Raw genomic sequence first — 23,922 nt, forward strand, 5'->3', positions numbered from 1 at the left:
CTTAACGGGCCGGTATTCATGACGCGAAGAGCCGTATTTGCTCGAAATTGAACGTTCACGAGTGTGTCCGTAGCGTCCCGCGCATCTTCTGTGCTGAAGTTGAGGGGGACGCCGACATGCCCGCGCCAGAGTCTTTCGCCACCGTCATCGACACGCTCATGAGCGTGCGCCGCGACTATCACGAAAAGCTGAAGTCGATCCCGCAATACGAGGCCTTCCTGCTGATCGAGGACTCGACCGAGAAGGCGGCCGGCGCGCTGCATGGCACGGAGGCCTCTGGTTCGTCGATCGCGACCGACGTGATCGACTCGCTGCAATATGCGCGCACCCGGTTCGAGCAGCACATGACCTCGATCCCGCAATATCGCGTGCTCGTGGCGATCGACAGGGTGATCAAGGAAATCTCGCAGCATCTCGGCCTCACCGCGCAGGACGATGCAGCGGCCGCGCCGAGTGTGGCTGCAGCCGCCGATGACGCGAAGCCCGAGGCCGCCGCTGTGGGCGCAGAGGCCGCGAGCGAGACCGCGTCCGCGGAGACCGTCGCCGCCGAGGCCGCCGACGTCGACCAGGACAATGCCGAGAACGAGGCGGTCGAGCCCGCGGTCGCGGAGCAGCCCGCCGCCGAGCCCGCGGAAGCCGAGGTCGATGCAGAGCCGGCGACTCCCGCGCTGCGCGTCGTCGAGGCCACATCGCCGTCGATCGTGCCCGCGGATCATGAGGCCGATGCCGGCCACGATGACGACATCGTCGTCCTCAACGCGCCAGCCTGGGAGAAGAGCAGCAAGGATGCGAAGGACGACATCACCGCGCGTCTCGCTGCCCAGGCGGCCTCCGCCGCCGTCAGCCAGGACGACGACAGCCATGACGAGGCCGACACCGATCTCGTCGTCGTGAGCAAGCGCGAGCCGTCCGACCACGAAGCGGCCTGACCTCGATCACGTCAATCTGCGCCTGAGGCGGGGCCCGATGGCCCCGCTTTCGTATCAGGACCCGCCGCCGACATAAGCGTGCCAGCCATTGGCGCGCAGCTCGCAGGCGGGACATTGACCGCAGCCGTGCCCCCAATCGTGCCGTGCGCCGCGCTCGCCGAGATAGCAGGTGTGCGACTGGTCGCGGATGAGATCGACGAGGCCCCTGCCCCCGAGATCATGGGCAAGCTGCCAGGTCGCCGCCTTCGACAGCCACATCAGCGGTGTGTGCAGTTCGAAGCGACGGGCCATGCCGAGGCTCAGCGCCGTCTGCAGCGCCTTGATGGTCTCATCGCGGCAGTCCGGATAGCCGGAATAGTCGGTCTCGCACATGCCGCCGACGATGTGGCGGATGCCGCGCCGATAGGCCAAGGCCGCAGCAAAGGTCAGGAACACGAGGTTGCGGCCCGGCACGAAGGTGTTGGGCAGGCCGTCGGCGCCGATCTCGATGGCGACGTCGCGCGTCAGCGCGGTCTCTGAAATCGCCGCCAGCGTCGGAATGTCCAGCGTGTGCTCGCAGCCGAGCTTGGCCGCCCAGTCGGGGCGCATGTGCGCAAGGCCTTCGAGCAGCCTGGCGCGGCAATCGAGCTCGATCGCATGGCGCTGACCATAGGCGAATCCGATCGTCTCAACGCGGGCGAAGCGGTCGAGCGCCCATGCGAGGCAGGTCGTCGAATCCTGCCCGCCCGAGAACAGCACCAGGGCCGTGTCATCCTGTTCACTCATGCTTCTCCGCTTAGCATCATCATCAGGCCCGGCCAACCCGCCGCTCGCTGCGCTCTCCGGCCGTTTTTGCTGGGACCGGCGCGTGGCTTGAGGCATACAGGAGCCGATCGAAAGACGCCGTCAGGACCTGCCATGATCCCTTCCCGCGACATCTCACGCCTGATCGAAATCATGGCCGCGCTGCGGACGCCCGTCACCGGCTGTCCCTGGGACGTCGAGCAGACCTTCCAGACGATCGCGCCCTATACGATCGAGGAAGCCTATGAGGTGGCGGATGCGATCACGCGCGAGGATCTCGACGACCTGCGCGAGGAGCTTGGCGATCTCCTGTTGCAGGTGGTGTATCACGCCCGCATCGCCGAGGAGCAAGGCGCGTTCGCGTTCGGTGACGTCGTCGAAGGCATCACGAAGAAGATGATCCGCCGCCATCCGCATGTGTTTCCCGACGCGGACGGCAACGTCGCCAAGCCCAACAAGGGCAATTGGGATCGCATCAAGGCCGAGGAAAAGGCCGAGCGCGCCGCGCGACGGCCGGCCGAGGAGCACGCCGGCAAGTCCTCGCTGCTATCAGGCGTCAAGGCCGGGCAGCCGGCGCTGGTGCGCGCGATGGAGCTGCAGAAGAAGGCTGCCACCGTCGGCTTCGACTGGAACGATCCACGCGCGGTGTTGCAGAAGATCCGCGAGGAGGCCGACGAGATCGAAGCCGCGCTCGACAAGAGGGACGCCGCCGAGCTGACTGCCGAGACCGGCGACCTGCTGTTCGCGCTGGTCAACCTCGCCCGCCACGCCCAAGTCGATCCCGAGACTGCGCTGCGCAGCACCAACGCCAAGTTCGAACGTCGCTTCGCTCACATCGAGCACGCCCTCGCCGCCAAGGGACGCACGCTTGCTGAGGCCTCTCTCGACGAGATGGACGAGCTGTGGAACGAGGCGAAGCGGTTGGAGAAGTAGTTCACGCATTCGCGTATCTTGCCCACGCCGCGATCGAACCAGCCGCGCGGCCTCTCACCCCGTCCAATCCGCGTTGTAGCCGCGGGTGTCGACATGCACGAAGGATCGGTAGACGCCGATGCCGCCGGCGAAGACTCCGCGCGACCGGTACTCCTTCAGCTTCGCGGCCCAGACGGCGGGAGAGCCGCTATCGCAGGCGAAGTCGACCGCCTTGAACTGCATGTGGAAGCTGTTGACGGCCGAGCCGTCGATGCACCTGTTGTAGAGCGGTGACCGGTAGACACTGAGGATACGGATCGGAACATTCAGCTCCTCGCGCAACTTGTCGAGCACCGCCGCCGTCGGAGCGATATTCGGCCAGAGCGTTTCGGGTGGATAGGTGTTGAGACCCTTGCAGGTGCCTCCGGCATTCTGGCTGCCGAGATACAGCAGCTCGTCGGCGTCGAAATGGCGCAGGCCGAGCTGGGCGATGAAGGCGGCGAACCTCGCATAGAGCGGCCAGCCCGTATGCGGGCTGGTCCCTGCTACCGCTTCGGTAAGCGGTGCCGCACCACCCACCATGGCGGCTTCGCCGGCTTCATCGCTGGGCGCCGTGATATCGTCTTGCGGCGCCGTCACCACCGAGCTGACCAGATCGATGATGGCCGAGGGCGTCGCGAGATCGGCTGCGGCCACTGCGGCGCTGCTGACACCCCAGGAGTCCAGCGCGTATTGCGAGCCGTGAACGGCGCCGGTGCCGTCGACGAAGGTCATCTTGCGGGACCGCACGTCCCTGCGCCATCGCGGGCTGCTGCCGTCGGCGATGATCTTGGCGAAGTCACCGCGCAGCTGCCTCCCCGTCGCGGCGGAATGGCCTGCCTGCTTCAGCAGGTCCCGCTCCTCGTCGTCGAGCGCGTTCTGAACGGCCGCGTCGAACCAGAAGGCGGCATCCTGCATCGTCAGAGGCTTGCCTGGCATGAAGTCTGATATTCGGGATCTGGCGGCCTTCCAATAGACGTCATAAGCGTGCTCGATCTGGCCACGCCTCGCTTGCGGATAGGAGCCGACCCGCTTGAAGGCGTCCTTCCAGGGCTTCGCCACGTCGTATTTGTTGGCACCCAGCGAGATGCTGTCGGCCCAGGCCAGACGCTCCGCCTTGGTGGCGGACAGGATCGACATGAGCTGCGGATAGAGCGCGCCGAACGCCGTCGCAACCGAACCCGGGCGCATCGTCTCGATCCTGGTCAGCAGACGTCCGATCTCGCCGTTCGCGAGCGTGAAGCCGATCAGTCCGAACGTGATGCCAGCACCGTCGAAATTGCCGACAACGCGATCGAACGACGTGCCTTCATAGTCCGCCGTGATGTTGAGGCAGATATCGAACGGAGCGGGCAAGCGGTCGCTGCGCGTCAGCTTTTTCCACTGAGCCTCGTCGATGCCGTCATGCTCCTCGAAGCCGTTCGCCTTCTGCCAGCGCCGGAGCGCTCCGGCGGTGATGTTTCCGAAGGCGCCGTCGGGCTCGAGCGCCTGGCCGGCCCGGATCAGGGCGGCCTGGAGCGCCATGACCAGCGGGCCGCTGGGATCGCGGCAACCGGCCGGCGCGCGACCAAGCAGCACGCGGCCCATCTGTGCAGGTGGGTGGATGGGAGGCGGCGGAGGTGGAGGTGGCGGCACGACAGGTCCGGCGGGTCGGCCGCCGAGATTTGGCGAGGCCGGGCGTCCTGGAGCGGCGCCGGACTTCCTGTCGATCTTGTCTTTCAGCTCCTTGAGGTCGTCCAGGAAGAAGTTGGCGATGTTGTGCTTGATGGTCTCGATGGCCGCCTCGAGAATGGCGCTGAGCTTGTTGAGGATCGCGGCCCTTCTGAGCAGCTCACCGAGCGCGATGTCCTCCTGGAGATCCGCCAGCGCAATGAGCTGCTCACGTATTCCCTGTTGGACCTGCGCATTGCCCTCGGCCTCGGCATAGGCCGCGCGCAGCTTCTCCCTGGCCTCATCGATGAGATCGTCCAGCTCAGCCATGACTATGTCCCCCCGTCGCGGGTTCGGCCGCTATTTGGCTGCCAGCTCCGCGAGATGTTTGCGGGCGGCTTGTGACGCCGTTTCGAGTTCGATGGCGACTGTGGTCAGTCCCGTGATGGTTCCAACCACGGTCGGCGGCGCCTCGGCGGCCGCCTTCGCCTGATCGATCGACTTGATGGTGGCATCGAGCAGGATGACCCAGTCCGCGAGCAGCTTCCGATAGGTCTCCAGCTTCTCGACCTCCTGCTGAGTGAGCTTGCCTTCCGCCGCGGTCACGGCCACCCGCGATCGCCTCAACGTGGCCGCGGTGAGGACCGGAAAGATCGCTTCTGTTCCCTGTCTGAGCTCGACGAGAATGGCCCGAACCGGTTGGTGATACTCGATGACGTAGCGTCTGAATTCCTCGCGCGACTGATAGGTCAGCCCCATCTGAACCAACGGCTGCGCCTGGGTGAAGGCGGCGTTCAACAGTGCGCCGAGCGCTTGGATCTTGGCCTGGTTCGCGATTCCGAGCAGCGCGCCGGCCTCCCCCGCGGCATCGATGATCTTGCCGTTGAGCTGTCCCACCTTTGCTGTGAGCGCTGCCGCGGTCTGCCCGGTCGCGAGTCCGTAGAGGAGCTCGTTGTAGGCTTTGACCGCATCGATCGAATGGCGGAAGGCGGCCGTCCCGGGCGGATCGACGGCATCAGTGTAATAGCGCGCGAGGTTGGGATCGAACCTCAGCGATCCCGACGATCCATCGATACGGTAGCGGCGCAGAAACAGCGCGCGCTCCTGAACGGCAAGCTGATCGAGAATCGCGGTCGAGGCGCCGTAGGTCTTGTCGAAAGCGACCCGATAGGCTTCGAACTGCTCGACGCCCTGAACGCTAGCGCAAGACGCCAGGGCCAAGCCGACAATGAACATTGTGACGAGCCGCAGACGTGCTGCGACCGCCGAATACGCCTTAGCCACGCTTGCCCCCACAAACGAGACCCAGCTTCTTCTTCTAAGGGAGCTCCGAGATCATGCGAGCTCTGCTGGCCGGCCCCGATGACAATATGGCAAGATTAGGTCATATCCGAGCCGGGCGCAACCCGGGCGTGCTGTCCGCGCCGAGCGGTGTCTCCCACCGTTCCTGCGAGGAGAGCGAAAGCCAAGGCGACCGCTCGCTCACGCCACCCTTGGAATGCCGTGATAGCGCTCCACCACGATGTCGCGCTTGGTAGCGTCGACGCGCACGGTCATGTCGTAGTGGCCCTCGTGCAGTTCCTTGGCGAGCACCTCGGCGTTGCGATGCAGCCAGGAGATGCCGGCGCCGTCGGCGGCGTCGATGGTGAGGTCGAGCGTGGTTCGCGCAGCGGCGAGGCGGTCCTCGATTGCTTGCAGCAGCGCGTCGACGCCCTCCCCGGTCTCGGCCGAGACCATCAGGCACGGCCGCTCCGGCGGCCGCCGGCTGGCGATGTTGGCGAGGTTCTCGCGCGCCGCGTCGTCGAGCCGGTCGATCTTGTTCCAGACCTCGATGAGGCTGTCGGTCGCCTCGGGATCGATGCCGAGCTGGCTGAGCACCAGCTCGACATCGTGCTGCTGCGCCTCGGCGTCCTCATGCGACATGTCGCGGACGTGCAGGATGACATCCGCCTCCAGCACCTCCTCCAGCGTGGCGCGGAACGCCGCGACGAGCTGCGTCGGCAGGTTGGAGATGAAGCCCACGGTGTCCGACAGCATCGCCTTGCCGCCATGCGGCAGGCCGATCGCGCGCAGCGTCGGATCGAGCGTTGCGAACAGCATGTCGGCGGCCTGCACGTCGGCGCGGGTCAGGCGATTGAACAGTGTCGACTTGCCCGCATTGGTGTAACCGACCAGCGCGACCACGCGATAAGGCACGCGCTGGCGGCCCGCGCGATGCAGCCGCCGCGTCGCCTGGACCTTCTTCAGCTCGTTTTCGAGTCGCGTGATGCGATCGCCGATCAATCGCCGGTCCGCTTCGATCTGCGTCTCGCCGGGGCCCCCCATGAAGCCGAAGCCGCCGCGCTGGCGCTCGAGGTGGGTCCACGACCGCACCAGGCGGCTGCGTTGATAGTTGAGATGCGCGAGCTCGACCTGCAGCGCGCCTTCCTTGGTCTTGGCCCGGCGGCCGAAGATTTCGAGGATGAGTCCGGTGCGATCGAGCACCTTGGTGTTCCACGCCTTCTCGAGGTTGCGCTGCTGGATCGGCGACAGCGCGCAATCCATCACCACCAGCTCGGCATCCTGGCTGGCGATGACGCCGGCGATCTCGTCGACCTTGCCCTTGCCGAGATAGGTCGCAGGACGAATCTGACCGATCAGCGCGAGGATGGACTCGGCCACGGTGAGATTGATGGCGCGCGCCAGTCCCGCGGCCTCATCGATCCGCGCCTCGACATCTCGCATTTCGGATTGGCTGGCGGACGCGCCGTCGTCACCGCGGCGTGTCCGCAAATACGGGCCGACCACGATGACTCGGCCCGTTGTCTTGACGTCATCCGGCCTCGCAAGGCCGATGGTCCCTTCGCGATCCCTGGGTTCCAATCAGGTTACTCTCACGCAGAGGCGTCCTCGCCGCCTTCGAACAGCTGGATCGGGGCGCCCGGCATGATGGTGGAGATCGCATGCTTGTAGACGAGCTGCGAGTGACCGTCGCGCCGGAGCAACAGGCAGAAATTGTCGAACCATGTGACAATCCCCTGCAGTTTCACGCCATTGACCAGAAAGATCGTCAGCGGAGTCTTGGTTTTGCGGACATGGTTGAGAAAGGTGTCTTGTAGGTTTTGTGCGCGGTCTGCCGCCATTGTTGTTATCTCGCAGTCTTGTGCTTTTTCTTATTGAACCTTCGACGATCCGTTCGCAGGCCCCGGATTCGTCAAGGTGGCCCATGGTCCATTGAGATCCCCCTCGAGGGACCACGGGATGCCGGATTAGAAGACAGGCGAGCATATTAGGCAAGCCGCTTGCAGCGAAGCCGGTTCCAAAAGAACCGGATTCGCCCGTAAAATTCCGGAACTGGACGTTTTTTCCAATGTAAATTCGTCCAGCTCGGCAATTTTGGCCGGCCTGCGCGGATCACCCCACCCCGAGCGCCTTGAGCTTGCGATGCAGAGCCGAGCGCTCCATGCCGACGAACTCCGCGGTGCGCGAGATGTTGCCGGAGAAGCGGCTGATCTGCGCGATCAGATAATCGCGCTCGAACACCTCGCGTGCCTCGCGCAGCGGCAGCCCCATGATGTGCTCGCCATTGTTGCTGGTCGGCATCGCCGGCACCATCGAGCCGACGTCGGGCGGCAGCATGTCGGCGGTGATGATCACCTCCGGTCCGCCGGCGGCGAGAATCATCACGCGCTCGACGTTGTTGCGGAGCTGGCGGACGTTGCCGGGCCAGACATGCGACTGCAGCACCGCCATTGCGTCCTGGCCGATCTGCCGCTTCGGCAGGCCGGTCGTGACCGAGATCTGGTCCATGAAATAGTCGATCAGCTCGGGAATGTCCTCGCGCCGCTCCGACAGCGGCGGCACGCGGATCGGAACCACCGAGAGACGATGATAGAGATCCTCGCGGAAGCGGCCGCTGGCGATCTCCTCCTCCAGGTTCCGCGCCGTCGACGAGATGATACGCACGTCAACGTGCACCTTGGTGGTGCCGCCGGCGCGCTGGAAGGTCTGATCGACCAGAACGCGCAGAATCTTGTTCTGCGTCTCCCGCGGCATGTCGGCGATCTCGTCGACGAACAAGGTGCCGCCATGCGCCTCTTCGAGCGCGCCGGTCTTGCGCGACTGCTCGCCGTTGGACTGCTCGATGCCGAACAGCTCCTCTTCCATCCGTTCCGGCGTGATCGCGGCGGCGTTGATGACGACGAACGGTCCTTCGGCGCGCGGCGACTGCGCGTGCAGCGTGCGCGCGGCGAGCTCCTTGCCGGAGCCGGGAGGACCGACGATCAGGATGCGGCTGTTGGCCTTGGCGGCGCGCTCGATGGTCTGGCGCAGCTGGTTCATCGACGGCGAGCGTCCGGTCATCGCGCTGGCCGTCGGCGCCAGCTGCTTGAGCTCGCGGACCTCGCGCTTCAACCGCGAGGTCTCCAGCGCCCGCGTCGCGACCAGGATCAGGCGGTCCGACTTGAACGGCTTCTCGATGAAGTCGTAGGCGCCACGCTTGATCGCCGCGACCGCGGTCTCGATATTGCCGTGGCCGGAGATCATCACGACCGGCAGATCCGGGTGATCCTTCTTGATCTGCTCGAGCAGCTGCAGGCCATCAAGCTTCGAGCCCTGCAGCCAGATGTCGAGAAACACGAGATTCGGCCGGCGGCCCGCGATCTCGGCGAGCGCCGAATCGCTGTCGCGAGCCGTTCGAGTCGTGAAGCCTTCGTCGTCCAGGATGCCGGCCACCAGCTCCCGGATATCGGCCTCGTCGTCGACAATCAGAATATCACTCGCCATGGGTCACGCCTGTCTCGTCAGCTGCCGGTTGCAGCTTGGATTTTTGGTTGATCATTGGTCGCTTGAACGGTGCCCGCGGTTTCCCCGCCGGCCTCGGTCGTCTGCGGATTGCTCGAAGCGGCCGCGAGCTCCTTCGCCCCGGGCTGCGCGGCCTGGCCGGACACCGCAAAGCGCAGCCGCATCCAGGCGCCGCGCTGACCGGAACGAAAGTCAGACGCGTCCTTCAGCTCCAGCTTGCCGCCATGGTCTTCCAGCACACGGCCGACGATCGCGAGCCCGAGGCCGGTGCCCTTGGCGCGCGTGGTGACGTAGGGCTCGAGCAGCCGCTGCCGTGCCACCTTCGGCAGGCCGATGCCATTGTCGATCACGTCGATCAGCACGTCATCGCCTTCGCGCGAGGCGACGACGTCGATGCGCCCCTTGCCGAGTTCCGCCTCGGGCACCACCTCGATCGCCTCGGTCGCGTTCTTGATGATGTTGGTCAGCGCCTGCGAGATCAGCCGGCGGTCGAACTGCGCGCGCAGCGGGTCCTGCTTGATCTCGGTCTCGATATCGATCTCGGGATGCGCGACCTTCATCAGGAACACCGCTTGACGCACCGTGTCGGCGACGTCCTCGCCTTCCATCACCGGCTTCGGCATCCGCGCAAAGCGCGAGAACTCGTCGACCATTCGCCTGATGTCGTCGACCTGCCGCACGATCGTCTCGGTACATTGCTCAAATACGGCCTTGTCCTCGGTGATGACCTTGCCGAATTTGCGGCGGATCCGCTCGGCCGAGAGTTGAATGGGCGTCAGCGGATTCTTGATCTCATGCGCGATGCGGCGCGCGACGTCGCCCCAGGCCGAGGTGCGCTGCGCCGATACCAGCTCGGTGATGTCGTCGAGCGTGATGATGTAGCTGTCGCGCGCCTGGTTGGTCTGCTCGGCGGTGACGCGCACCGAGAGATTGCGCTCGTGTCCGTCGCGCTGGATCGTGATCTGTCCCTGCACCAGGCGCTGCTTGCCCTCGCGCGCGGTCTTCATCATGTCGTCGAGCTCGGGCAGCACGTCCGACAGCGGATGATCGAGCACCTCCTGCTCGGCATGACCGATCAGCTTCTCGGCGGAGCGGTTGAGGATGCCGACGCTGCCGGACGCATCGACGCCGATGATGCCCGCGGAGGCCGACGACAGCACCGCCTCGATGAAGCGCCGCCGGCTGTCGATCAGTTCGCTGGCGCTGACCAGCTCGTCGCGCTGGGTGCGCAGCTCCTGCGTCATCTTGTTGAAGGTGTGGCCGAGCTGGGCGAGATCACCCTCGGAGCGATGCTCCGGGACCCGGACGTTGAGATCGCCGGTCGCAACCGTGTGCGCGGCGTTCATCAGCTGCCGGATCGGCGACACCAGCCAGTTGGCGAAGTTCAATCCGATCAGCACCGAGGCCATCAGGATGGTCAGCGCGATCACCGCGAACATCAGGGCGAAAGCGACCTGGATGCCGAGGCGGCGCGACTCGACCTGGGCGTATTCGGCGACCGAGGTCTCGGTCTGCTTGAGCTGCGCGATCACCCGCGGATCGAGCAGCCGCGCGACGTAGAGAAAGGTGTCGTTGAAGGCGCGCAGGCGGATCACGGCGGCGACGTAGTTGGCGTCGGGGAACACCGCGATCTGCGGCTCGGTCTCGTTGACGTTGCTGAGGAAGTCGGCCGGCGGCGTCTGGAAGGTCTGCTGGATGCCGGTCTCCGCCGTCTCCAGGACGTTGCGGTCCTTGTCGATCAGCATCGCGCCCGGCAGATTGCGCGAGGCGGCGCTGGCGGTGAGCAGCTCGCGGAACGTGCCGCGGTCCTGGTCGTAGAGCGGCCGGGCGTGCGCGATGTCGTTGGCCATGCCGAGGATGTCGCCGCGGATCAGCTGGGCATGCTCATAGGTGTAGGCGCGGGCCACCGTCAGCGAGTTCTGGATCGCCTCCTTGGCAGGGCCGGAGAACAGCCGGTCGAGGCCGCGGTCGATGGTGACGTTGGCGACCAGCGACACCAGCACGGCCGGCAGCACCGCGATCACCGAGAACAGGCTGACGATCTGGACGTGCAGTCGCGCCGCGGCCCGGCCCCGCCGCCGTGCCTGGACCATCTGCCAGACCTCGCGGATGATGATCCCGACCAGGATCAGGATCGTTCCGGCGTCGATCAGCAGGAAGGTGCTGACGACCTCGGGCGTCGGCTCGATCGGGCTCAGGCCCACCAGCACGATGAAGGTCAAAAAGGCCGACAGCAGTGCGAGCCCGACCGCCACCGGCGCCAGCCAGGTGCGCCAGGTCCAGCGCCGGCCATCGGCGGACGAGGAGTCGAAGGGGGTGGCCGAGGCCTCTGCGCTGGTCATTCCGGCAATTGGTGTGATGCTGAACGCGGCACGTCCGGGAATCGGACTGATGCATTCCTACCACGCTGTTGCCAAATTGCGACAAATCCGCGGCGCGGGAGGGCGTCGCGGATTTGTCTACAATATTTCTCATCTGCGGCCGTCCCGGCCGCCCCGGTATGGTATTATTTAACCGTCATCATCCGCCGCTGCGGTAGACCTGGATGTCGAGGTCACGGATCTTCTTGCGCAGCGTGTTGCGGTTGAGGCCGAGCAGATCGGCCGCGCGGATCTGATTTCCCCGTGTCGCCGCCAGCGCGGCCGTGAGCAGCGGGATCTCGATTTCCTTCAGGATGCGGTGATACAGGCCCGGCGGCGGCACGCCGTTCGGAAATCCCTGGAAATGCGATGACAGGTACGCTTCTACCGCGCCGCCGAGATTGTCGATCGAGGTTGGCGTGTTGGAGCCGGTGGTCACCGCCGGCGGCGCCAGCTCGCCGTCGATCACCGACGCGGTGATGACGTCCTGCGGATACAGCGCGGCGAGGCGGCGGGCGAGATTCTCCAGCTCGCGGACGTTGCCCGGCCAGCGGTGCTGCTTGAGCCGTTCGAGCGCGGCGGCATCGAGCTTCTTCGGCGGCAGCCCGTCCTTCTCGGCCAGCGCGAAGAAGTGGCGGACGAGATCCGGCAGATCCTCGATGCGCTCGCGCAGCGGCGGCAGCCGCAGCGGCACGACGTTGAGGCGGAAGAACAGATCTTCCCGGAACAGACCCTGCTGGATCAGGATGCGCAGGTCCTTGTTCGACGCCGCGACGATACGCACGTCGGTCTTGATCGGGGTGCGGCCGCCGACGGTGGTGTACTCGCCCTGCTGCAGCACGCGCAAAAGCCGCGTCTGCGCCTCCATCGGCATGTCGCCGATCTCGTCGAGAAACAGCGTGCCGCCCTCGGCCTGCTCGAAGCGGCCGGAGGCGCGGGTGTTGGCCCCGGTGAAGGCGCCGCGCTCGTGGCCGAACAATTCCGATTCGATCAGGTCGCGCGGGATCGCCGCCATGTTGACGGCGACGAACGGACCGTTGCGGCGCTTGCCGTAATCGTGCAGCGCGCGCGCCACCAGCTCCTTGCCGGTGCCGCTCTCACCGGAGATCATCACCGTGAGATCGGTCTGCATCAGCCGCGCGAGCACGCGGTAGATGTCCTGCATCGCTGGCGAGCGGCCGACCAGCGGGATCGATTCGAACTCGCTGTCATCGGGCTGGCTCGCCGCCCGCTCCTTCGGCTCGGCCAGCGCGCGGCCGACGATCGCGATCAGCTCCTTCAGGTCGAACGGCTTCGGCAGATACTCATAGGCGCCGCGCTCGGAGGCCTTGATCGCGGTCATGAAGGTGTTCTGCGCGCTCATCACGATGACCGGCAGGTTCGGCCGCATCTTCTTGATCCGCGGCAAGAGGTCGAACGCGTTCTCGTCGGGCATCACCACGTCGGTGATGACGAGATCGCCCTCGCCCTGGCTCACCCAGCGCCACAAGGTGGCGGCGTTGCCGGTCAGCCGCACCTCGTAGCCGGCGCGTGACAGCGCCTGGTTCAGGACCGTGCGGATGGCCGTATCGTCGTCGGCAACGAGAATGCTACCTGCAGGCATGGGTGGTCCTCAATTTGATCCCTGAGAGGCATGCAACGGCGTCCCCGAAACGTCATCGCGATTGCTGTGGTCTGGTTGTTTGCTAGCGCTGTACATCGGCATCAGCACCCGGAAGGTCGTCTTGCGCGGCTGCGACTCGCACTCGATGATCCCGCCATGGTCGCCGATGATCTTGGCGACCAATGCAAGACCGAGGCCGCTTCCGGTCGGCTTGGTGGTCACGAACGGATCGAACAAATTCGGCATCAGGTCTTCCGGCACGCCGGGGCCGTTGTCCTTGACGCAGAACTCCAGCGGCAGCGACACCCGCGACTTCTTGCCGGGCACCGACAGCCGCACACCCGGGCGGAACGCCGTGGTAAGCTGAATCTCCGCATCGGAGCCGAGGTCGACGACCGCCTCGGCGGCGTTCTTGACCAGGTTCAAAAACACCTGGATCAGCTGGTCCTGGTTGGCGAGCACCGGCGGCAGCGACGGGTCGTAGTCCTCGATGAAGCGGATGTTGCGGGCGAAGCCGGACTGCGCCAGCCGCTTCACGTGATCGAGCACGGAGTGGATGTTGACCGGCCCGCGCGCCACCGGGCGGTCGTCGCCGAACACCTCCATGCGGTCCACCAGGGTGACGATGCGGTCGGCCTCGTCGCAGATCAGCCGGGTCAGCATGCGGTCCTCGGAGGAGGCCTGCTGCTCCAGCAGCTGCGCGGCGCCGCGGATGCCCGACAACGGGTTCTTGATCTCATGCGCCAGCATCGCGGCCAGCGCGATCACCGAGCGCGCGGCGCTGCGGTGGGTGAGCTGGCGGTCCATCTTGTCGGCGATGGTGCGCTCCTGCAGCATCACCACGATATGGCCCGGCCGCTCCGGCAAGGGGGCAACGTGAAGATCGACGAGCCGGTCGGCGCCGGTGCGCGGCGTGCCCAGATCGACCTTGTACTCGTTGACCGGCGCGCTGGTCGTCCGCACCTGATCGATCAGCGCCAGCAGCGGCGAGCCGAACGGCACCAGCTTCTTCAGCGACTGCCGCTGCAGAAACTGCGTCGAGGAATCGAAGAACGATTCCGCCGCCATGTTGGCGTCCATGATCATGCCGTCCGGGCCGATGACGAGCACCGGATTCGGCAGAGCGTTGAGGATGGCGTCGCCATCCGAGGGAAGGCGCTTGCGCTGTTCTGCGGCTGAGCTCATGCGGCTGCACTCCAGGCAAAATCGTCGAAGGCGTCACGCAGCGCCCGATGCACCAGGGACGGCTGCTCGGATGTCAGGATACGCTCGCGCCACGCCTTCAGTTTTTCGGCAGGCGCGTCGGCGTGCCGGGCGGCGACGTCGAGCCCCCAGCCGAGATGCTTGCGGGCGTGGCGCAGGCCGACCCGCTCGCCGTAGTGGCGGCAGATCTCGTCATAGAGTGCGGTGAGAAGACCAAGCTGCTGCGTCAGCTCGGGCGCACCCTCCTCCGCGCCGCCGTCGAGGCGGCGGCCGATCTGGCCCGGCAGCCAGGGGGCGCCCTGCGCGCCGCGGCCGATCATCACGGCATCGGCGCCGGAGGCGTCGAGCGCCTCGCGCGCATCCGCGTAGGTGGTGATGTCGCCGTTGACGACGACCGGCAGATCGACGGCGTCCTTCACCGCGCGCACCGCGCTCCAGTCCGCCTCGCCCTTGTAGAACTGCTGACGCGTGCGGCCGTGCACGGTGATCAGCTGCACGCCGGCGGCTTCGGCGCGGCGCGCCAGCTCCGGCGCATTCAGGCTGCGCTCGTCCCAGCCGAGTCGCATCTTCAGGGTGACCGGCACGTCGACAGCCTCGACCGTCGCCTCGATCAGGGTCAGCGCATGGTCGAGATCGCGCATCAGCGCCGAGCCGGACTGGCCGCCGGTGACGTGCCGCGCCGGGCAGCCCATGTTGATGTCGATGATGTCGGCGCCGCCATCCTCGGCGACCTTGGCGCCCTCGGCCATCCAGCGGGCCTCGCAGCCGGCGAGCTGCACCACATGCGGCCCGATGCCGCTGGCCTCGCAGCGCAACCGGGATATCCAGCGCCCGCGCACCAGATCGTCGCTTGCGGTCATTTCGGACACCACCAGCCCGGCACCGAGCTCGGCCGCGAGTCGGCGGAACGGCGCGTCGGTGATGCCCGACATCGGCGCGAGAATGGCCCGGTTCGCGAGCGAAACGTCGCCTATCTTCAAAGCGTTGGCAGGTGTATTGGCCGGACCGGTCACGAACGACTCTTAAAGCTCTTCCGACGCATCATTGCGTCTGCCTGCACTCTTGAGCACAATTCTTGGGCAGTCAAGCGTCATGCCTACACTTTAGCCAAAACCCCCAGCATTTCAAGTGCAGTGCAGCAAAATATGCTTGTTCGGCAGTCATGGTAAACCCTTGAGCCGCCGGATTTTTGCATGGCTCGCGGGCGACCTCCGCGAGCCGGTCGTCGGACCCACGATGCGTCCTGCACCTGCGTCGGGCTTGCAGCCGCCGCTCATGCAATGTGTGATCCTGCTCGCTTAACATCCTCTGCAGATGTAAGAAGCCGCGACCATTCACCGCTTCCTCATCTCCTCAGCACCGATACCCTGTTCCCATGACGACTTCTCAGCGGACTGCAGCCATTCTCGTCGCGGCCGGACGCGGCCTGCGTGCCGGCGCCGGCGGTCCGAAGCAATACCGCACGATCGGCGGCCGCACCGTCATCCATCGCGCGCTCGCGGCGTTCGCGGATCATCCCGACGTGGCCGTCGTGCAGCCGGTGGTGAACCCCGATGACATCGACGTCTTCAATGCCGCGGTATCGGGCCTGCGCCACGAGGCGCCCGCGCATGGCGGCGCGACGCGCCAGGCCTCGGTGCTATCAGGACTCGAAGCGCTGGTGCCGCACAAGCCGGAGATCGTGCTGATCCACGACGCCGCCCGCCCCTTCGTGACGCCGGCGGTGATCTCGCGCGCGATTCAAGCTGCGAACAAGACCGGCGCCGCGATCCCCGTCGTGCCGGTCACCGACACGATCAAGGAGGTCGGCGCCGGCGGTGACATCACCGCGACGCCGGAGCGCGCCAAGCTGCGCATTGCGCAGACTCCGCAGACCTTCAAGTTCGAGGCGATCCTCGAGGCGCATCGCCGCGCCGCGCGCGAGGGCCTCACCGAGTTCACAGATGATGCGGCGATTGCCGAATGGGCGGGATTGACCGTCGCGACCTTTGAGGGCGATGTTGCCAACATGAAGCTCACCACCCCGGAAGATTTCGTGCGCGAGGAAGCGCGGCTGGCAGCCTCGCTCGGTGACATCAGGACCGGCACCGGCTACGACGTCCACGCCTTCGGCGAAGGCGACCATGTCTGGCTGTGCGGCCTGCGTGTGCCGCATAGCAAGGGCTTCCTGGCCCACTCCGACGGCGACGTCGGCCTGCACGCTCTGGTTGATGCAATTTTGGGCGCCCTGGCCGACGGCGACATCGGCTCGCACTTCCCGCCCTCCGACATGAAGTGGAAGGGCGCCTCCTCCGACCAGTTCCTGAAATACGCCATCGAGCGCGTCACCGCCCGCGGCGGCCGCGTCGCAAATCTCGAGGTCACGATGATCTGCGAGCGCCCGAAGATCGGCCCTCTCCGCGACCAGATGCGCGCCCGCATCGCCGAGATCTCCGGCGTCGACATCTCCCGCATCGCGGTGAAAGCCACCACCAGCGAACGCCTCGGCTTCACCGGCCGCGAGGAAGGCATCGCAGCGACGGCGAGCGCGACGGTCAGGTTGCCGTGGGGTGTGTAGTCAGTGAGATTGGATTGATCTGAAGCAGCGGCAAACTTTGACTGCTGACGCGCGTTACAAGATCGGTCCAATCAGAGTTTGAGTCACGCTATCACCGCGACCGCGGTGCGCCCCCTCGCCCCGTTCTTACGGGGAGAGGGTTGGGGTGAGGGGCAGCCGCACGGGTGGTGCGTGTTGGTGGACCTGTACCCCCTCACCCGGATCGCATCTGACGATGCAATCCGACCTCTCCCCGCAGGCGGGGAGAGGTGGAGATCGCGGCAGCGCTTCGAACTCATCGAACGCCGTCTCATTCGGTGAGGTCATTCTGAGGTAGCTATCAGTTCGAGGATAAGCGGGGACATGGCGAGCGAACGTCAAATCGGCTCCACCAGCGCGCTGGCCCGCTCGCTGCTCGACCTCTGCCGGTCGCGCAAGCTGATGATCGCCACCGCCGAGTCCTGCACCGGCGGCCTGGTCGCCGCCGCGCTGACCGAGATCCCCGGCTCCTCCGACGTCATCGACCGCGGCTTCGTCACCTACTCCAACGAGGCCAAGCGCGCGATGCTCGGCGTCGAGGCCTCGACCCTGCAGACCTTCGGCGCCGTCTCCAAGGAGACCGCGATCCAGATGGCCGTCGGCGCGCTCGAACGCGCCGACGTCGACCTCGCGGTGGCCATCACCGGCATCGCCGGCCCCGGCGGTGCCACCCCCGGCAAGCCGGTCGGCCTCGTGCATTTCGCCGTCGCCGCCCGCGACGGCCGCATCACCCACCGCGAACACCGTTTTGGTGCCATCGGCCGCAGCACGGTGCGGACACGGTCGGTGATCGAGGCACTGCGCATGCTGATGGAACTGGCGAGGCCGAAGGTGCCGGCCAAGCCAAAGCGCGCGGCGGCGACCCGGCTGCGTCCGCGCGTGGCACGGGCGCCGCGGCTGCATCCGGTGAAGCGGCCGAGACGGCCACGGACTTGACTGGCCACAGGATGCGGGCCGCACGAGTCGTGAAGCGAAGCCTCAGAGACCGTGCTTGGCCCATATGGCCTTGATCTCGTCTGCCGCCTCACCCTCCGTCGTCATCCCCGCGAAAGCGGGGATCCAAAACCACAGGATCCCGTGTGGCGGCACGTCGGTGGCTCAGATCTCATTCCACCACACCTGCTGCGGCGTATGGACCCCGGGTCGGCGCCTCCACTGCGCTTCGCGCCGTTCCAGCTTGCCCGGGATGACAATTGTGGGTGGGCCGCCACCTCGGTCTCAGCTCGAAGTCCTCATGCGCGCCAGAACGGCCGCCGGCACAGCCGCCGCGCTTCGTCGCGCGTCAGGCCGTAGTCCTCCAGCACTTCGTCGGCGAGCCAGGGCAGCTCCATGGCGAAGCGGCGACGCTCGCTCCAGCGTGCCCACCAGAGCCGAAGCAGCGATTTTGACTCGGGCTCAGCGCGGGCGGGGTCGGCAACCACATGCGGCAAGTAGTAGACGTTGCCTCCAGGCTTCGGCGAAGCAGGACGTCGCGCGGAGCGATCGCGACCGCGCTCGAAGATCCGCGGCCCATGCGCGACACCACGAAATCCGCGCGTGCCGATGGCGCTGAGGCTCGGATCGTCGGTCGTGCTCTGCATGGCGGACTCCCTTGAAAAGAAGAACCTGCCGGCAACAAAAAAGCCGCCAGGTTCCTGGCGGCTGTTCGGATCAAAAACTGCAATTCATCAGATTGCGCGTGATCCTCCCGCCGCCCGCGAGCTACGGTGCGTCCAACGACCGAAACGATGGGTGGCGACGGTGATCATGGTTGGCTCTATAGCTGATCGATCTGAGGTTGTCATCTGCCGGTCCGGCCAAAGATCGGCACCCGCCCTGTCCAATCTGTCAGGCCGGAAACGTGTCCACCGCCCGCGCAAGCTGCCGCGCCAACGATCCCGGCAACGCCTGATCGAAGATGTTGCTCAGCGTTTGGTAGTACCAGATCGTCCCGTCCTTGCCGCCGGTGAAGCGTTGCCACACCATCTCGCCGACTTCGTCGAGATCGCGCGCGATTGCCTCGGCATTGTCGACCTTGTCGGCGAGCGAGACCAGGAGCGATGACGCCGGCTTGTCCGGCAGTTTCGCGAGATAGGCTTCCTTCCGCGGACGCCAGAGTGGTTTCGGCTCGACCCAGGAATCCGTGCAGTCCGCGACGATGTCGGCGACGCCGTCGCCGAACCGCCGCCGGATCACGTCCAGCGTCGGCTGACCGCCCTGATCCTCCGCCGCGTCGTGCAGCAGGCCGGCGATCGCCTGCACCTCGCTGCCGCCGGCGGACAGCACACGGCTGGAGACGCTCAGCAGATGCGCGATGTAGGGCACGTTGCTGCCCTTGCGGAATTGGCTGCGATGCAGCTGCGCTGCATAGACCAGCGCGTCGTCGTAGATTGTCGAGAGTGACATCGGTTCGCTTTCTTCTCCTCGTGATCGCAGATCATCGTCGCAGACGTGAGATGTAGCCAGTCGCCCCAGGGGACATCGTGCGCCAGCATAGCCCGCCCGTCGGGCAAATCAGCAATGCTCCCGGCTTGCGGCGGTCGCCGTTTCCACCCTGCAGCGGCCGGAAAGCGCGACAGAAGCCGTGCGTCGCGCGGCGAATTTCTCCTGTGCATTCAACACCCGACTCACTGTCCAGTCCTCACAGCAAAAATATCCTACTTTCATTTTTCCGAATTTCATGTTTTCTCCCCTCATCCCGCCTCGACACGAGGGACGTATCGCGATCGTCACGAGACGCGAGGTGGGGAGGCGATGGCCGCCGGTGAGCCCCAGCGCGTCCAAGGACGTGCCGACGAACGGCTCTTGGCGGACGTGAAGTCGCAGCGTCCTGACGCCCCGATGCTGGTGTCACGCCGGCGGTGATGATCCGCCGGTCACGGGGGCAAGATAGCCGGTCCCCGGGGAGACTGCGTATAAGCGTGAAGACCATCGCGCAGGGAATGCCGGATGTCGGCTGAACCTGTGGTGACTGCCGCCTGCTTTTTTGTTGCAGGCGGGCCATGGGTTGCGGCCAGCGCCCGGCATTCCCTGCGCCCTCGTGATTGTTCCGAGGGTGATCGACGAGCACAGCCCGGGCGTCATCGCGCCGCGGAAGACGCGGCTGCACGCCCGCAGCCACTCTCACCCGTATTTGTCCGGAACGCGCCCCTCCCGATGAATATCGCTCACCGACCGTGCGCCGAAAGGTTTTGGTTAATTTTGTCCTGCTACCTCTCGCTCATTCTTCTCTGACAGTGGATTCGGTATCCCCATGGCTTTCTTCTCCGGCAAGTCGGCCGATCGCGTGCACAACCTCCTGATGGCCGAGCTGTTCGAACGCCATCGCGACGCCATCCTGGTGATGTCCGAGGGCAAGATCATCGCCTGCAACGAGAGTGCGGTGCGCTTCGGCGGTTTCCGCAGCAAGCAGGATCTGCTGTCGCGCTCGCCGGCGGCGATGGCGCCGGAAGTCCAGCCCAACGGCAAGAAATCCGCCGACGTGGTGCGCGAGATGGACGCCAAGGCCAAGCGCGAGGGCCATGCCAGCTTCGAATGGACCACCAAGCGCGCTGACGGCAGCCCGGCGCTGGTGCAGATCACGCTGGTGCCGACCACGATCGAGGGCCAGACCTACGTCTTCAGCTTCCGCCGGGATCTCTCCGACCTCGTCGCCGCGCGCGAGGAGAAGAAGCGTGCGCTGGACCGGATCGCCAAGGATTTCGAGGCTAGCGTCGGCGCGATCGCCAATGCGATCTCCGGCGCCTCGCGCGAGGTCGAGACCACCGCGGCGTCGCTGACCACGACCGCCGACCAGGCAGCGCAGCGCGTGGCGCTGGTCGCATCGGCGTCAAGCTCGGCCTCGTCCAACGTTCAGTCGGTCGCGGGTGCGACCGAGGAGCTGTCGAGCTCGGTCAGCGAGATCAACCGCCAGGTCGCGACCTCCTCGACCATTGCGGCCGAAGCGGTCGAGGCGTCCTCTCGCACCAACGACCTCGTCAACAGCCTCGCGGATGCGGCCGCCAAAATCGGCGCGGTCACCGACATGATCAATGCGATCGCCAGCCAGACCAATCTCCTCGCTTTGAATGCCACGATCGAGGCGGCGCGGGCCGGCGATGCCGGCCGAGGTTTTGCCGTGGTCGCCTCGGAGGTGAAGAGCCTGTCGAGCCAGACCGCCAAGGCGACCGACGAGATCTCGGCCCATATCAGCGCGATGCAGCGAGCCACCAGCGACACGGTGGCCGCCATCCAGGGTATCGGCGGCACCATCGGCCAGATCAGCGAGATCGCCAAGACGATCGCCACCGCGGTCGATCAGCAGGGCCACGCGACGCAGGAGATCGCGCGCTCGGTGAGCCAGGCCGCCAGCGGCACCCGCGAGGTGGCGACCAATATCGGCTCGGTCAGCCAGACGGTGGAATCCGCCGGCGGCGCCGCGCGGCAGATGCTGGGAGCTGCGGGTCAGCTCTCCAAGCATGCCGACGAGCTGCGCGGCAAGGTGAAGGACTTTTTGACCGCCGTGCAGGCGGCGTAGGGTCTTGGTCGCAGACTGACCGTCCGCGATCAGACCGGCTCCGCGACGATGTCGCGGAGCAGCTGTTTGAAACGTGGATAGGACTTTGAAGCCAGGTCGAGCTGGCAGCGGCTTGATAGGGGGCAGCTTTGCTGTGAGTTGGCACGCGGCCGACCAACCCTCCGCCGTCGTCCCGGGCTTAACCCGGGACCCATACTCTGCGGCGGATGTGGTGAGACGAGATCGGAACGACGGGCGTACCGCCACACGACATCCTGTGGTTATGGGTCCCGGCGTTCGCCGGGACGACAACTGAGGGTGAGGCGCCCTCTGTCGTCTACCATCGGCTGGCATGGAGAAAGACTTACGTCGTCGTCTACCAGGCAGCCATAGAGAAAGACTTACGTCGGCGACACCACCGGCTTGCGCCCGTAGATCGCGTCCGCCCGCCTCTCGAACGCCGCCGACATCCGCGCGAAGATCGTGTCGAACATCGAGCCCATCAGCATCGCCAGCATGCGGCTCTTGAACTCGTAGGCGATGAAGAACGTCACCTCGCAGGCGCCCTCGCCTGTTGGCTCGAAGCTCCAGCGGTTTTCCAGGCTGGAGAACGGCCCGCTGACATATTCGACCAGGATGTTGCGCTTGGCGCGGTCCAGCGTGACCCGGCTGGTGAAGGTCTCCTTCACGAGCTTGAACGACACCGTCATGTCGGCGACGACCACCTCGGTGCCATCGGGCTTCGCGTTGCGCTGGCGCACCACCAGCCGCTCGCACAGCGGCACGAATTCGGGATAGCGCTCGACATCGGCAACGAGGTCGAACATCTGGTCGGCCGTATGCGCGACGCGGCGCTTGTTGGAAAATCTCGGCATCTCGTCTCGATCAGCGCGCGAGCGCGTCGCGCGCGGCCTTCAGCTTGGCGAAATCCTCGCCGGCGTGGTGGGAGGAGCGCGTCAGCGGGCTGGCCGACACCATCAGAAAACCCTTGGTGTAGGCGACGGTCTCGTAGTTGGAGAACTCCTCCGGCGTGACGAAGCTCATCACCGCATGGTGCTTCTTGGTCGGCTGCAGGTACTGCCCGATGGTGAGGAAATCGACCTCCGCGGAGCGCAAATCGTCCATCACCTGCAGCACCTCGTGGCGCTGCTCGCCCAGGCCGACCATGATGCCGGACTTGGTGAAGATGGTCGGATCGATCTCCTTGACCCGCTGCAGCAGCCGGATCGAGTGGAAGTAGCGCGCGCCCGGGCGGACCGAGAGATAGCGCGACGGCACGGTCTCGAGATTGTGGTTGAAGACGTCCGGCTTGGCGGCGACGACCTGCTCCAGCGCGCCCTCCTTGCGCAGGAAGTCGGGCGTCAGCACCTCGATGGTCGTGGTCGGACACTTCGCGCGGATGGCGCGGATGGTCGCGGCGATATGGGCGGCACCGCCGTCGGCGAGATCGTCGCGATCGACCGAGGTGACGACGACATGGGCAAGGCCGAGCTTGAAGGTCGCCTCGGCGACATGCTCGGGCTCACCGGCATCGAGCGCGGCGGGCATGCCGGTCTTGACGTTGCAGAAGGCGCAGGCCCGCGTGCAGGTGTCGCCCATGATCATGAAGGTGGCGTGCTTCTTGTCCCAGCACTCGCCGATGTTCGGGCAGCCGGCCTCCTCGCACACGGTGACCAGGCCGTTCTCGCGGACGATGTTGCGGGTGTCGGCATAGCCGCGGGTGGTCGGCGCCTTGACGCGGATCCAGGCCGGCTTGGCGGGCGAGACCGAGTCCGGCCGGTTCACCTTCTCGGGGTGGCGGGGGCGCAGCGGCGTGTTCGCGTTGATGTCGACGATGGTGACCATGATGCCCAGCAAATCTCTGTTGCGCCCTAGCTATTCCGTGGCGGGCTGCGCCGCAACCGGCTGGCCGAGGATACCAGGGCATGGCAGATATGGGCAGCGCGGAACCGCGCTGATCCCGGCGGAATTCTTCAAGAATGGCGCAAAAACCGGCAAGAACCACCGGAGTTTCCCGGCCCTCGCGCGCAGCGCCTGGCAAGCGCCTCACGCGGGCGTTCTTCGCCCGCGACGTGCTCCAGGTGGCGCCGGAGCTGATCGGGGCGACGTTCCTGGTCGACGGCGTCGGCGGCGTGATCGTCGAGGTCGAGGCGTATCACCACACCGACCCGGCGGCACATTCATTCCGCGGACCGACCCCGCGCAACCAGGTGATGTTCGGCCCGCCCGGCTTCGCCTATGTCTACCGCTCCTACGGCATCCATTGGTGCGTGAACTTCGTCTGCGAGCCTGCGGGCTCGGCCAGCGCGGTGCTGATCCGGGCGATCGAGCCGACGCTCGGGATTGGCGAGATGCAGCGACGGCGCGGGCTGGAGGATATCAGGATGCTGTGCTCGGGGCCGGGCAAGCTGACGGAGGCGATGGGGATCACGATCGCGCATAACGCGCTGCCGCTCGATGCTCCGCCGATCGAGCTGTTCGCACGATCTGCCGATGTCGAGATCGTCACCGGCGTCCGCATCGGCATCACCAAGGCCGTCGAGAAGCCCTGGCGCTTCGGCCTGAAGGGCTCGCGATTCCTGAGCAAGCCGTTTCCGGGCTAACTGCTGGGC

At 66.0% G+C, this 23,922-nt stretch carries 20 protein-coding genes; 6 read left to right on the plus strand and 14 right to left on the minus strand.

Annotated features, from left to right (window positions below; translation table 11 throughout):
• Positions 1-116: 116 nt before the first annotated feature.
• Positions 117-929, plus strand: coding sequence for a hypothetical protein (locus QXZ94_RS09035; RefSeq protein ID WP_315720119.1), 813 nt, complete (start codon positions 117-119; stop codon positions 927-929).
• Between the two features lie 54 nt (positions 930-983).
• On the opposite strand, the gene queC is transcribed toward QXZ94_RS09035, so the two are convergent.
• Positions 984-1,694, minus strand: coding sequence for a 7-cyano-7-deazaguanine synthase QueC (gene queC, locus QXZ94_RS09040; protein ID WP_315720120.1), 711 nt, complete (start codon positions 1,692-1,694; stop codon positions 984-986).
• Between the two features lie 132 nt (positions 1,695-1,826).
• On the opposite strand from queC, the gene mazG reads away from it, so the two are divergent.
• On the plus strand, positions 1,827-2,645 hold the full coding sequence (gene mazG, locus QXZ94_RS09045) for a nucleoside triphosphate pyrophosphohydrolase (protein WP_315720121.1): 819 nt from the start codon (positions 1,827-1,829) through the stop codon (positions 2,643-2,645).
• Positions 2,646-2,699: 54 nt separating this feature from the next.
• On the opposite strand, the gene QXZ94_RS09050 is transcribed toward mazG, so the two are convergent.
• From QXZ94_RS09050 to dusB, 9 genes are all read right to left on the minus strand, one after another.
• Positions 2,700-4,643: a D-Ala-D-Ala carboxypeptidase family metallohydrolase gene (locus QXZ94_RS09050; RefSeq protein ID WP_315720122.1), complete on the minus strand. Its 1,944-nt coding sequence runs from the start codon at positions 4,641-4,643 to the stop codon at positions 2,700-2,702.
• A gap of 30 nt (positions 4,644-4,673) precedes the next feature.
• Positions 4,674-5,597, minus strand: a complete 924-nt coding sequence (locus tag QXZ94_RS09055) for a hypothetical protein (RefSeq protein WP_315720123.1) — start codon at positions 5,595-5,597, stop codon at positions 4,674-4,676.
• A 198-nt stretch (positions 5,598-5,795) separates the two neighbouring features.
• A complete protein-coding gene (gene hflX, locus QXZ94_RS09060; RefSeq protein WP_315720124.1) occupies positions 5,796-7,175 on the minus strand; it encodes a GTPase HflX in 1,380 nt (459 codons plus the stop codon).
• Positions 7,176-7,186: 11 nt separating this feature from the next.
• The gene (gene hfq / locus QXZ94_RS09065) at positions 7,187-7,435 is read right to left on the minus strand and encodes an RNA chaperone Hfq (protein ID WP_006613906.1); all 249 of its coding nucleotides are present in this window, start codon (positions 7,433-7,435) and stop codon (positions 7,187-7,189) included.
• Between the two features lie 271 nt (positions 7,436-7,706).
• On the minus strand, positions 7,707-9,077 hold the full coding sequence (locus QXZ94_RS09070) for a sigma-54-dependent transcriptional regulator (protein ID WP_172108838.1): 1,371 nt from the start codon (positions 9,075-9,077) through the stop codon (positions 7,707-7,709).
• 17 nt (positions 9,078-9,094) lie between these two features.
• Entirely contained in the window at positions 9,095-11,437 is a 2,343-nt protein-coding gene (locus QXZ94_RS09075) for a PAS domain-containing sensor histidine kinase (protein WP_315720125.1), read from the minus strand.
• A 178-nt stretch (positions 11,438-11,615) separates the two neighbouring features.
• Positions 11,616-13,058 carry a nitrogen regulation protein NR(I) gene (gene ntrC / locus QXZ94_RS09080; RefSeq protein ID WP_172108835.1) on the minus strand — a complete coding sequence of 481 codons (1,443 nt, stop codon included), beginning with the start codon at positions 13,056-13,058 and terminating at the stop codon, positions 11,616-11,618.
• A 9-nt stretch (positions 13,059-13,067) separates the two neighbouring features.
• Positions 13,068-14,243 (minus strand): nitrogen regulation protein NR(II), encoded by a 1,176-nt coding sequence (locus QXZ94_RS09085; protein ID WP_315720126.1) that lies wholly within the window; start codon positions 14,241-14,243, stop codon positions 13,068-13,070.
• Positions 14,240-15,241 carry a tRNA dihydrouridine synthase DusB gene (dusB, locus tag QXZ94_RS09090; protein ID WP_315726168.1) on the minus strand — a complete coding sequence of 334 codons (1,002 nt, stop codon included), beginning with the start codon at positions 15,239-15,241 and terminating at the stop codon, positions 14,240-14,242. The genes QXZ94_RS09085 and dusB overlap by 4 nt, the downstream gene beginning before the upstream one ends.
• Positions 15,242-15,636: 395 nt before the next feature.
• On the opposite strand from dusB, the gene QXZ94_RS09095 reads away from it, so the two are divergent.
• Both QXZ94_RS09095 and QXZ94_RS09100 read left to right on the plus strand, forming a co-directional pair.
• Complete coding sequence (locus QXZ94_RS09095) at positions 15,637-16,818, plus strand: bifunctional 2-C-methyl-D-erythritol 4-phosphate cytidylyltransferase/2-C-methyl-D-erythritol 2,4-cyclodiphosphate synthase (protein WP_315720127.1); 1,182 nt, start codon at positions 15,637-15,639, stop codon at positions 16,816-16,818.
• Between the two features lie 342 nt (positions 16,819-17,160).
• Positions 17,161-17,772: a CinA family protein gene (locus tag QXZ94_RS09100; protein WP_315720128.1), complete on the plus strand. Its 612-nt coding sequence runs from the start codon at positions 17,161-17,163 to the stop codon at positions 17,770-17,772.
• A 296-nt stretch (positions 17,773-18,068) separates the two neighbouring features.
• Here the strand turns inward: QXZ94_RS09100 and QXZ94_RS09105 are convergent, their stop codons facing one another.
• Complete coding sequence (locus QXZ94_RS09105) at positions 18,069-18,416, minus strand: DUF1127 domain-containing protein (protein ID WP_315720129.1); 348 nt, start codon at positions 18,414-18,416, stop codon at positions 18,069-18,071.
• Between the two features lie 247 nt (positions 18,417-18,663).
• The gene (locus QXZ94_RS09110) at positions 18,664-19,221 is read right to left on the minus strand and encodes an HD domain-containing protein (protein ID WP_315720130.1); all 558 of its coding nucleotides are present in this window, start codon (positions 19,219-19,221) and stop codon (positions 18,664-18,666) included.
• Positions 19,222-20,068: 847 nt separating this feature from the next.
• On the opposite strand from QXZ94_RS09110, the gene QXZ94_RS09115 reads away from it, so the two are divergent.
• Positions 20,069-21,331 carry a methyl-accepting chemotaxis protein gene (locus QXZ94_RS09115; protein WP_315720131.1) on the plus strand — a complete coding sequence of 421 codons (1,263 nt, stop codon included), beginning with the start codon at positions 20,069-20,071 and terminating at the stop codon, positions 21,329-21,331.
• A gap of 380 nt (positions 21,332-21,711) precedes the next feature.
• Here QXZ94_RS09115 and QXZ94_RS09120 read toward each other — a convergent pair whose 3' ends face one another.
• Entirely contained in the window at positions 21,712-22,185 is a 474-nt protein-coding gene (locus QXZ94_RS09120) for a type II toxin-antitoxin system RatA family toxin (protein ID WP_315720132.1), read from the minus strand.
• A gap of 10 nt (positions 22,186-22,195) precedes the next feature.
• On the minus strand, positions 22,196-23,155 hold the full coding sequence (lipA, locus tag QXZ94_RS09125) for a lipoyl synthase (RefSeq protein WP_315720133.1): 960 nt from the start codon (positions 23,153-23,155) through the stop codon (positions 22,196-22,198).
• Between the two features lie 134 nt (positions 23,156-23,289).
• Between lipA and QXZ94_RS09130 the strand changes: the two genes are divergently transcribed.
• The gene (locus tag QXZ94_RS09130) at positions 23,290-23,913 is read left to right on the plus strand and encodes a DNA-3-methyladenine glycosylase (protein WP_315720134.1); all 624 of its coding nucleotides are present in this window, start codon (positions 23,290-23,292) and stop codon (positions 23,911-23,913) included.
• The last annotated feature ends 9 nt before the right edge of the window (positions 23,914-23,922 follow it).

Source organism: Bradyrhizobium sp. SZCCHNS2022 (genome assembly GCF_032377575.1).
Lineage (GTDB): Bacteria > Pseudomonadota > Alphaproteobacteria > Rhizobiales > Xanthobacteraceae > Bradyrhizobium > Bradyrhizobium aeschynomenes.

Coding starts and splice junctions, on each gene's coding strand:
- QXZ94_RS09095 (WP_315720127.1), top strand. CDS start 15,637: ATGACGACTTCTCAGCGGACTGCAGCCATTCTCGTCGCGGCCGGACGC.
- QXZ94_RS09070 (WP_172108838.1), bottom strand. CDS start 9,077: ATGGCGAGTGATATTCTGATTGTCGACGACGAGGCCGATATCCGGGAG.
- QXZ94_RS09085 (WP_315720126.1), bottom strand. CDS start 14,243: ATGAGCTCAGCCGCAGAACAGCGCAAGCGCCTTCCCTCGGATGGCGAC.
- QXZ94_RS09100 (WP_315720128.1), top strand. CDS start 17,161: ATGGCGAGCGAACGTCAAATCGGCTCCACCAGCGCGCTGGCCCGCTCG.
- QXZ94_RS09120 (WP_315720132.1), bottom strand. CDS start 22,185: ATGCCGAGATTTTCCAACAAGCGCCGCGTCGCGCATACGGCCGACCAG.
- QXZ94_RS09130 (WP_315720134.1), top strand. CDS start 23,290: ATGGCGCAAAAACCGGCAAGAACCACCGGAGTTTCCCGGCCCTCGCGC.
- QXZ94_RS09050 (WP_315720122.1), bottom strand. CDS start 4,643: ATGGCTGAGCTGGACGATCTCATCGATGAGGCCAGGGAGAAGCTGCGC.
- queC (WP_315720120.1), bottom strand. CDS start 1,694: ATGAGTGAACAGGATGACACGGCCCTGGTGCTGTTCTCGGGCGGGCAG.
- QXZ94_RS09035 (WP_315720119.1), top strand. CDS start 117: ATGCCCGCGCCAGAGTCTTTCGCCACCGTCATCGACACGCTCATGAGC.
- QXZ94_RS09115 (WP_315720131.1), top strand. CDS start 20,069: ATGGCTTTCTTCTCCGGCAAGTCGGCCGATCGCGTGCACAACCTCCTG.
- mazG (WP_315720121.1), top strand. CDS start 1,827: ATGATCCCTTCCCGCGACATCTCACGCCTGATCGAAATCATGGCCGCG.
- QXZ94_RS09110 (WP_315720130.1), bottom strand. CDS start 19,221: ATGTCACTCTCGACAATCTACGACGACGCGCTGGTCTATGCAGCGCAG.
- QXZ94_RS09075 (WP_315720125.1), bottom strand. CDS start 11,437: ATGACCAGCGCAGAGGCCTCGGCCACCCCCTTCGACTCCTCGTCCGCC.
- ntrC (WP_172108835.1), bottom strand. CDS start 13,058: ATGCCTGCAGGTAGCATTCTCGTTGCCGACGACGATACGGCCATCCGC.
- lipA (WP_315720133.1), bottom strand. CDS start 23,155: ATGGTCACCATCGTCGACATCAACGCGAACACGCCGCTGCGCCCCCGC.
- hfq (WP_006613906.1), bottom strand. CDS start 7,435: ATGGCGGCAGACCGCGCACAAAACCTACAAGACACCTTTCTCAACCAT.
- QXZ94_RS09105 (WP_315720129.1), bottom strand. CDS start 18,416: ATGCAGAGCACGACCGACGATCCGAGCCTCAGCGCCATCGGCACGCGC.